This is a genomic window from Bacillus sp. JJ1474 (assembly GCF_036965225.1).
GTDB lineage: Bacteria > Bacillota > Bacilli > Bacillales > Cytobacillaceae > Cytobacillus.
In genome coordinates this window covers 1-9,035 of record NZ_JBALPC010000028.1, presented here as the reverse complement: position 1 = coordinate 9,035, position 9,035 = coordinate 1, and the positions used below count along the sequence as shown (strand labels likewise).

7 protein-coding genes are annotated in these 9,035 nt (G+C 39.1%); 5 read left to right on the top strand and 2 right to left on the bottom strand.

The genetic code is table 11. The features are described from left to right. The first annotated feature begins 313 nt into the window (after nt 1-313). The 5 genes from V7164_RS04235 to V7164_RS04215 all read left to right on the top strand — a co-directional run bounded on the left by V7164_RS04235 (nt 314) and on the right by V7164_RS04215 (nt 7,509). Nucleotides 314-775 carry a MarR family winged helix-turn-helix transcriptional regulator gene (locus V7164_RS04235; RefSeq protein WP_335345778.1) on the top strand — a complete coding sequence of 154 codons (462 nt, stop codon included), beginning with the start codon at nt 314-316 and terminating at the stop codon, nt 773-775. Nucleotides 776-778: 3 nt separating this feature from the next. Then, nucleotides 779-3,907 (top strand): MMPL family transporter, encoded by a 3,129-nt coding sequence (locus V7164_RS04230; RefSeq protein WP_335353471.1) that lies wholly within the window; start codon nt 779-781, stop codon nt 3,905-3,907. A gap of 187 nt (nt 3,908-4,094) precedes the next feature. Further along, nucleotides 4,095-5,177, top strand: a complete 1,083-nt coding sequence (locus tag V7164_RS04225) for a Fe(3+) ABC transporter substrate-binding protein (protein WP_335353470.1) — start codon at nt 4,095-4,097, stop codon at nt 5,175-5,177. Nucleotides 5,178-5,179: 2 nt separating this feature from the next. Continuing rightward, the gene (locus tag V7164_RS04220) at nt 5,180-6,826 is read left to right on the top strand and encodes an ABC transporter permease (protein WP_335345781.1); all 1,647 of its coding nucleotides are present in this window, start codon (nt 5,180-5,182) and stop codon (nt 6,824-6,826) included. Beyond that, complete coding sequence (locus V7164_RS04215) at nt 6,823-7,509, top strand: ABC transporter ATP-binding protein (RefSeq protein WP_335345782.1); 687 nt, start codon at nt 6,823-6,825, stop codon at nt 7,507-7,509. The genes V7164_RS04220 and V7164_RS04215 overlap by 4 nt, the downstream gene beginning before the upstream one ends. A 100-nt stretch (nt 7,510-7,609) precedes the next feature. On the opposite strand, the gene liaG is transcribed toward V7164_RS04215, so the two are convergent. Both liaG and V7164_RS04205 read right to left on the bottom strand, forming a co-directional pair. After that, nucleotides 7,610-8,467, bottom strand: a complete 858-nt coding sequence (liaG, locus tag V7164_RS04210; RefSeq protein ID WP_335345783.1) for a LiaG family protein — start codon at nt 8,465-8,467, stop codon at nt 7,610-7,612. Nucleotides 8,468-8,669: 202 nt separating this feature from the next. Then, nucleotides 8,670-8,798: a hypothetical protein gene (locus tag V7164_RS04205; protein WP_335345784.1), complete on the bottom strand. Its 129-nt coding sequence runs from the start codon at nt 8,796-8,798 to the stop codon at nt 8,670-8,672. Between the last annotated feature and the right edge of the window lie 237 nt (nt 8,799-9,035).

The following is a 9,035-nucleotide window of genomic DNA, read 5'->3' as shown; positions in this document are numbered from 1 at the left end:
GATAGGTGCCCGTCTGCATATAAATTGGCCGTCAACGGTCATCAATCTCCCCATTAGGTGCCCGCCCGTACAGAAAATTGCCGTAAGCAGTCATCAGGCCCCCGTGAGGTGCCCGTCCAAATAGATATCCGCCATCAGCGGTCATCAGAATTTTATTGTAACCAATCTTTTCAATTTCCAAGGGACATATGCCCACATTCTCGCTGCTTGACAATGCCAAATTAGGACATTATAGTTAACTACATTAATAGTTAAACAGTTGAACAATTAAACTATAGAATTAAAATGAAGAAGAGAGGGTGTATTCATCTTAATGACAGATATAGAAATTAAAAAGCTTATTGATAAGTATGTGGAGTTATCTTTTTCCGTTCACCGTAAGGCAGAGTCGTTAGTGAAGGAACAGATTGGCAGTGATTTAACGAATGATCAGCATTATACATTAAGGTATATTCGAAACAACGAGTCCTGCACGTCATCTGAATTAGCCGAACAATTTTATGTGCAAAAAAGTGCGATCACAGCAATTATTACGCGTCTTTGGGAGAAGGGTCTGATCCAGCGTACCCGAGATGAGAATGATCGACGAGTTGTTTACTTAACGCTTACAGATAAAGGAAATGAACTGTTCAACCAAACTGAGGAACGCGTTCATAAGCTTGTTGAATCCTTTATTACTCAATTTGATCAAGCGGAAATCATCCAATTTATTAAAACCTATGAAAAGCTGAACCAAATTTTGAAAGACAGTAAGAATCCACAAGTGGAGGAATAGAGCGTGAATGGAATAATAAAAAATAAATGGCTTGTGATGATTGCTTGGATTGCCATAGCTGCCGGCCTATTGATGTCAGCGCCAAATATGGCCGATTTAGTCCGAGAAAAAGGGCAAATTACAGTCCCGGATGAGTATTCATCCTCTCTTGCAGGAAAAATTATGGATGACGTTCGCAAGCAGGAAGGCGGCGGAGATGAAACGAGTGTGGCTCTCGTTTTCCAAAATGACAAAAAGCTTTCTAAAGAGGATATAACCGAAGCTGAGAAGGCTATTAATCTTTTAAAGGATAATGAGAAGGAGCTTGGTATTACCGATATTCTTACCCACTTTGATGAGGAAAGTTTAAAGGACCAGCTCGTATCAAAGGACGGGAAATCAATTCTAGCATCCGTTACAATCAGCTGGGATGACCGCGAACCGAAAGAGCTGAGGGATGCTCTATATAGCACACTTAAAGATATTAAAGTAGAACATTATTACACTAGTGAGTGGCTTATCAATGAGGATTTAATGACGAGCTCCCAAGAAGGATTAAAGAAGACTGAAGGGATTACGGTCGCCTTTATCTTGATTGTGCTTTTGCTAGTGTTTAGATCGGTTGTTGCTCCAATCATTCCATTACTAACGGTTGGATTTACTTATCTTGCATCACAATCCATTGTCGGATTTTTGGTGGACAAATTTGATTTTCCGTTATCGAATTACACACAAATTTTCTTAGTGGCCGTTTTATTTGGGATTGGTACAGATTACTGTATTTTACTTTTAAGCCGATTTAAAGAGGAGCTTTCGCAAAAGGAAAGTATTGCAGAAGCCATTGTGGAAACGTACCGCAATGCGGGACGTACTGTATTTTTTAGCGGTGTTGCCGTCATGATTGGTTTCGCTGCAATCGGATTCTCTCAATTTATTCTTTATCAGTCCGCAGCGGCTGTTGCGATTGGTGTTGCGATTCTGCTTATAGCTTTATTTACGATTGTTCCGTTTTTCATGGCTGTATTGGGACGGAAAATTTTCTGGCCTTCCAAGAAAACAGCTGATCATGGGGAAAGCAAGCTTTGGGGAGCGGTTGGGAAATTTTCATTGGCACGGCCGTTTCTAGCCTTAATCATTGTCGCAGCAATCTGTGTGCCATTCCTCGCAACGTATGACGGGGAATTATCCTACAACTCATTAGAGGAAATTAGCGGAGATGTGAACTCTATCAAGGCATTCAACGCCATTGCAGATAGCTTTGGCCCTGGAGAATCGATGCCTACGAAAATCGTGTTGAAAAATGATGAAAAAATGGATTCCCAAGAATATATTGGCCTAGCAGAACAAATCAGCAAAGAGTTAGAAAAGGTTGATCTAGTGGACACCGTCCGTTCCGTTACACGTCCGACTGGAGAGCCTTTAGAAGACTTCTTTGTTGCCAAGCAGGCGGAAACTCTTGAAGAGGGACTTGGCGAAGGAAAAGAAGGAATTGATAAAATTAGTTCAGGCTTAAATGAAGCAGGAACGGAATTATCAAAATCTGAGCCCATATTAAAGGAAGCGACAAATGGGATCCAAGGGCTAATTTCTGGGACGAATGATATACAAACAGGACTTCAAGCGATACAAACAAATCTTGCAAAAATTGAAAATGGCATTCGGCAAGGCTTAGCAGGTTCCGATCAAATCAAAGCGGGCTTAGAAAAATCAAAAGCGGGTGCTGAGGAGTTATTAACAGGTTATCAACAGTTGCTTGGAGGCTATCAAGAATTACAAGGTAACTTAAACGTCCTTACAGAAAACTATCAAAAGGTTGGCACCGGTTTAGCTAGTTTATCTGATGGAATCATCCAAGCAAACGGTGCGATGTTTGGCTATATAGAAAACAAATATACAGATCTTGGAGCAGACCCGCAGTATCAGGTGATGAAACAAACGATTAATGGGCTGCAGCAGCAATTAACAGGCCTTTCTGCAAATGTACAAGAGTTAAATGCTGGTTTAGCAAAAATAAATGGCGGAATGGCTGGAGCAAATGCGGGTTTTGAAAAAGCTATTGCTGGCCAAAGCGGTCTTGCTGCTGGCCTTCAGCAATTAATCGCAGGAATTGAAGCCCAGCAGGCTGGTCTAAATCAATTAGCGGATGGGCAAGGACAGATTGTCAGCAATGTACCTAAGCTGACAAATGGATTAGGAAGTCTAAATGAAGGTCAGAAGCAGCTGCTTGCTGGATTTGGCGATTTAGGCGGGCAGATTGGTCAGCTTACGGAGGGCTTAAGTCAAAGTACAGAAGGCTTAAATCAAGTATCTGAAGGACTTGGCTCTGCTCAGAATTATTTATCTGGTTTATCTGGCATTGGCACACGGAATGGATTTTACCTGCCTGATGATGTGCTAGAAAATGAAGATTTTGCCCGCGTCTTAGACGTTTATATGTCTGCAGACCGCAAAGTGATGACAATGGATGTTATCTTTAAGGCGAATCCATATTCTAATGATGCAATAAATCAAGTAGATGAAATTAAGTCAGCAGTTAAAAGGGCAACGAAAGATACAAAGCTTGAAAATGCGGTGGTGGCAGTCGGCGGGGTAACAAGCACGAATGCTGATTTAGGCCAATTGTCTGATCAGGATTACTCGCGCACAGTTATTCTAATGCTTGCTGGAATTTCGATCATTCTTGTCTTTTTATTCCGGTCGATCATTATGCCAGCCTATATTATTGGTTCATTAATTTTAACGTATTTTACATCGATGGCTATTAATGAAGCTGTATTCGTCCATATTTTAGGCTATTCTGGCATCAGCTGGGCTGTTCCTTTCTTCGGTTTTGTGATTCTGATAGCCCTTGGAGTAGATTACAGTATTTTCTTAATGGACCGCTTCAATGAATATAAGAATCTATCTGTTGCTGAGGCCATGCTGCTCTCAATGAGGAAAATGGGGACTGTCATTATCTCTGCTGCCATCATTTTAGGAGGAACCTTTGCCGCGATGATGCCTTCTGGAATGCTGTCATTACTCCAAATTGCAGCGATTGTCATTGTCGGATTATTCTTATACGCCGTTATCATGTTGCCATTGTTTATCCCAGTTATGGTCAAAAACTTTGGAGAAGCAAATTGGTGGCCATTTAAAAGAAGTACGAATTAATTAATGTGAAGCAGCCTGTTACGGGTTGCTTCTTTTTTTCACAATTTGTTCAAATTGTTTAAAACCAATCATTGCAATTTTAAAAATAATGGTTGACTCATCCTTGGATGGAAAGTAGAATAAAAACAGACGAGTGATAATAATTATCATTATCACAGATTAAAAAAATAAAAAGGTGGACTCATACATGAAATATTCAAAATTATTAAAGCCTTTCCTAGCAAGTGCTTTATTAACAGTTGGGTTAGCTGGATGTGGAGCAGCTGATAACAGCTCTGAAGGCCAGAAACCTGCTGAAGAACCAAAAAAAGCTGAAAATCAAGAAGTCAATATTTATACAGCTAGACATTATGAGGCCGATGAAGAAGTGTATAAGAAATTTACAGAAGAAACAGGCATTAAAGTTAATGTTGTTAAAGGGGAAGCAGAAGAGCTTATTGAGCGTTTAAAGCGTGAAGGAGAAAGCACACAAGCGGATCTATTTATTACTGTTGATGGCGGAGTTCTCGCAAATGCAAAAAATAATGATGTTCTTCAGCCTGTACAATCTGATATTCTTAATAAGAATGTCCCAGCTCACTTTAGGGATAAAGATAATAATTGGGTAGGAATGTCAACAAGAGCACGTGTTATTGTTTACTCTAAGGATCGTGTAAAACCAGAAGACCTTTCTACATATGAAGCTCTAACGGAGGATAAATGGAAAGGGAAAGTATTGGCACGTTCTTCAACAAGTTTATACAACCAATCTTTACTAGCTTCATTCATTGAGTTAAACGGCGAAGAAAAGGCTGAACAATGGGCGCAAGGCATTGTGAATAACTTTGCTCGCCAGCCTGATGGCGGTGACCGTGACCAAGCTAAAGCGATTGCAGCTGGAACTGGTGATGTTGCGATCATGAACACTTACTATGTTGGATTGCTTGTGAATTCGGCAGATGCTGAAGAGGCAAAAGTCGGCGAAAGCATCGGTGTCTTCTTCCCGAACCAAGAAACAAATGGAACACATGTGAATATTAGCGGAATTGGTTTAACAAAGCATAGCAAAAACCCTGAAAATGCAACAAAATTAATTGAATACATGACAGGTATTGAAGCACAGGAATATTTATCTGCAAATAACTATGAATTCCCAGTTAATCCTGAAGCAAAGAAGCCAGAACTTTTACAAACTTGGGGCGATTTTAAAATGCAAGAGCTTAATTTTGATACTTTAGGACAACATAATCATAAAGCGATTGAGATCTTTAATAAAACAGGTTGGAAGTAAAAATGGGTATAAACCAAATCAAACAATTCTTTAAAAAAGATTTTAATAGCTGGTGGGTCATCAGCATGATGGGGGCGGCGGTTATACTGCTGCCCATCCTGTTTATCTTTTTCTCGCTATTTCAGGAGCCAAATGATAACTGGTTTCAAATACGCCAGTATTTATTAAAAACATATGTAGCAAACACGGTAATCCTTGTCGCATTAACAGGGATTTTTACTGCGTTTTTGGGGGTTACGCTTGCATGGCTTACCTCAGCATATGATTTTCCGCTTAAACGCTTCTTTCGCTGGGGATTATTATTGCCGTTAGCCATTCCGCCCTATATCGCTGCTTATACGTATCGGACGATGTTCAGCTATACGGGAGTGATTCAATCAACATTCCGCAACCAATTTAATTACCAAATTGATCCCGAGCTGCTGTCGATTTCATCCCTGCGCGGGGCTATCTTTATTTTTACATTATTTCTTTTTCCTTATGTTTATATAATGACGAGGGCCTTTTTGGAAAGCCAAAGCTCTTCGTTTTTCGAGAATGCGAGGCTACTTGGAAGAAAGCCGCTAGCAATTTTTATCCAGGTAGTATTGCCGCTCTCAAGACCGGCTATTGTGGCGGGCGCCGTTTTGGTCATTTATGAAGTGCTAAGTGATTATGGGGTTACTAGCTATTTTGGCATCCATACAATATCAACCGCGATTTTTCAGACATGGTTTGGGATGTATGATATTGATTCAGCAATGAGGCTGGCGGCATGGCTAATGGTCGTAATTGTTGGATTGTTTTTCTTAGAAAGACTGTTGAGGCAAAGACGCCGTTATAATCTAAATAATAAATCAAGACCGCTTGTGCCAATGAAGCTGAAGGGAATAAAGGCTGCTGCTGCTTTTGCCTATTGTGGGATTGTGTTTTTGCTGGGATTTCTCATTCCATTGATACAGTTAATAGCATGGGCAAAGCTGACATTTAGTAAGGTTTGGAGCGATACCTTTTATACACTATTTTTTCAAACTGTTTATGTGGCGGCCATATCAACCTTTATTATTCTCATTCTTTCAGTGATCGTTGCTAATGTATGCCGAAAACACACGGCGGGTTCCTATATATTAGCAAAATTAACAACAACAGGATACTCCATTCCGGGTGCGATTATTGCGATAGGCGTACTTGCAATGTTTATTACACTTGATAAATGGCTTGCTCCTGTTTACTCCTTAATAGGTTTAGGAAAAGCACCATTGATCTTGAGTCTCTCGTTAGTTATGCTGATTGTCGGCTACGCGATCCGTTTTATGGCGACAGGATTTAATGCGGTTGAAGTAGGATTTGAAAAAATCGGCACAAAATATTCTGAAGCGTCTAGAATGCTCGGGCTTAGCATGACGAAAACGTTTTTTAAAGTAGATCTGCCTTTAATTAAGGGAGCTTTAGTCAGCGGATTTATTTTAACATTTGTTGAAATTTGCAAGGAACTTCCGCTAGCATTATTGTTAAGACCATTTAATTTTGATACCCTGGCGACGAAGACTTTTCAGTATGCAAAGGATGAACAAATTTATGAGGCATCGATTTCATCCTTGATGATTATTGGCATAAGTGTATTGTCGGTTGTAGTATTTCAAATGATTGATAAGAAGGTGCAGCGATGAAGGTAGTAGATATAAAGAATCTTGAATTTGGCTATACACGAACGGGAACACCGATTATTGATGATTTCTCCTTTACGATGGATACGGGAGAAATCGTTGGTATATTAGGTCAGAGTGGAAGCGGGAAAAGTACTTTGCTGCGCTTAATATCGGGATTAGAGATGCCTACAAAAGGGACCATAACCGTTGCAGGTAAAACGGTTGTCGATGATCGTATATTTGTTCAGCCAGAGGACAGAGGGGTTGGGATGGTTTTTCAAGATTATGCCTTATTTCCTCATATGACTGTGAAAGAAAACATCCTATTTGGCTTATCGCGAATGGCTAGAAAGGATCGGAAGCCGCGTGTACAGGAAATGCTCGAGCTTGTCTATTTAGAGGATTTCGGAGATCGTTATCCTCATGAGCTAAGCGGAGGCCAGCAGCAGAGGGTGGCATTGGCGAGGGCACTTGCCCCAAAACCAAAAGTATTATTAATGGATGAACCATTTAGTAATTTAGATGCAGATTTGAAAGAATCCATCCGTGAAGACTTACTCTTAATCTTAAAAAAAGCAAATATGACCTGTATGATTGTGACTCATGATCGCCAAGATGTTGAGGCCATTTGCAACTACAGCATCACCATGTGTCCGCTCGTAGTCGAACAAGGAGCAGCAGGCGAGAAATTTCAAACCTTATAATCATCGGAACTATTTAGCGGACTTGCTTGAGGCGGGTTCGTTTTTTGTTTAAAAAAATAAAAAACTGGATATGGTTAATCCAGTTTTTTTAGAGTTTCTATTAATAAATATTCACAAGCCCGCTTGAAACAGAGACATTTAATTGGTATTTTCCATTACCTGATTTACCGCTGATTTTGTTTTTATCTTGGATTTTATCGGTAAGTGGAATGTCTGATTTAATGATTCCGCTGCTTACCTTGCCATTTAGTGTAAAATCAGCATTCTCTGGAAGATCGAGCTTTAAATGCCCTGAGCTAACCTCGACATCAATATGGTCCGTAACTTTATCCATTTGAATATCTAATTGTCCTGATGAAACATCGGCATTTAGCAATCCTTCATACTGGCGGATTTTAACAATCCCAGAGTTTACGTCTACAGTGCCATCATTCGTCGTTAAAGAATTGATCGTAATCATACCAGAGGAAACATCATTGCGGAATTCCTCCACGTTCAAATTTTTTAAATCGATTTTTCCTGAACCGAGGTCGATATCAAGCTCTTTAAGATTCATTGGCTGATTTTTCGACTTGCCTTCAAAGACTAAATATCCAGAGCCAACATCAATATCCATGCTGCGATCATAGCTTTCCGGGATATAAATATTTAAAACTGAATTATTATTAAAAAAGCTAAAACTGTTAAACCAGCTTTTTTTATAGTTAACTTGAATACTGTTCCCGCTTTTCTTAATGGACACTTCCCCTTTTCCATTAAGCTCCGCTTTAATATCGCTTCTTTTCTCTGGAATGATAACCGTTTTAATAGAAGAAGCATCAATATTTAATAGATCAATACTCTTTGTCACTTTAGCCTCTGCTTCACTTTTTCCAAAAGAAAAGAGGCTTGCTACATTCGATGTCACCAATAAATATAGTCCAATCAAAATGAAGAAAATGATTAATATTCTTTTCAAAAAAATCCCTGCTTTCTGATTAATTCCTTTTCTTACACTCATTTTATGAAATAATAAGCAAGAAATCATTGAGCCTTAGATTTAATTATATATAAGTCTTGAGGCTGATTGTTAGGAAAACAGGGAATAAAGAAAGAAAAAGTATTTTGTATAAAAAAGAAAAGCTCCCCTTTATGAAAAAATGATAAAGGAGAGCTTTTTGTTATTCTATCTTATTTCTCTTGTCCTTATTTCTCTTATTTCCCTTACTATTATCTCCACTTACGATGTCTGCCTGATTAGCGGTAGGTGAGTTTTGGTTTTTGCTTCCTTTGTTGTACTTTTTAGTCATGATTGAGCCCCTTTTTTGAATTTATAAATTGCAGGTAGAAATTCCTTTTGCAACTGTTTCATTCTATATTTTGTTATTATGCTTTATTTTATGTAAGCTGAATTTTTGAATAACAGTAAAGCCAAGACCAGGCTAAACTTTGTTTTACTAGAGTGGTTTTAGATTTTCAGATAAACCTGTCCAAAAAGTCTTGTTTACTGGACAGGATTTAGGCTTTACCGATAAACCTGTCCAAGA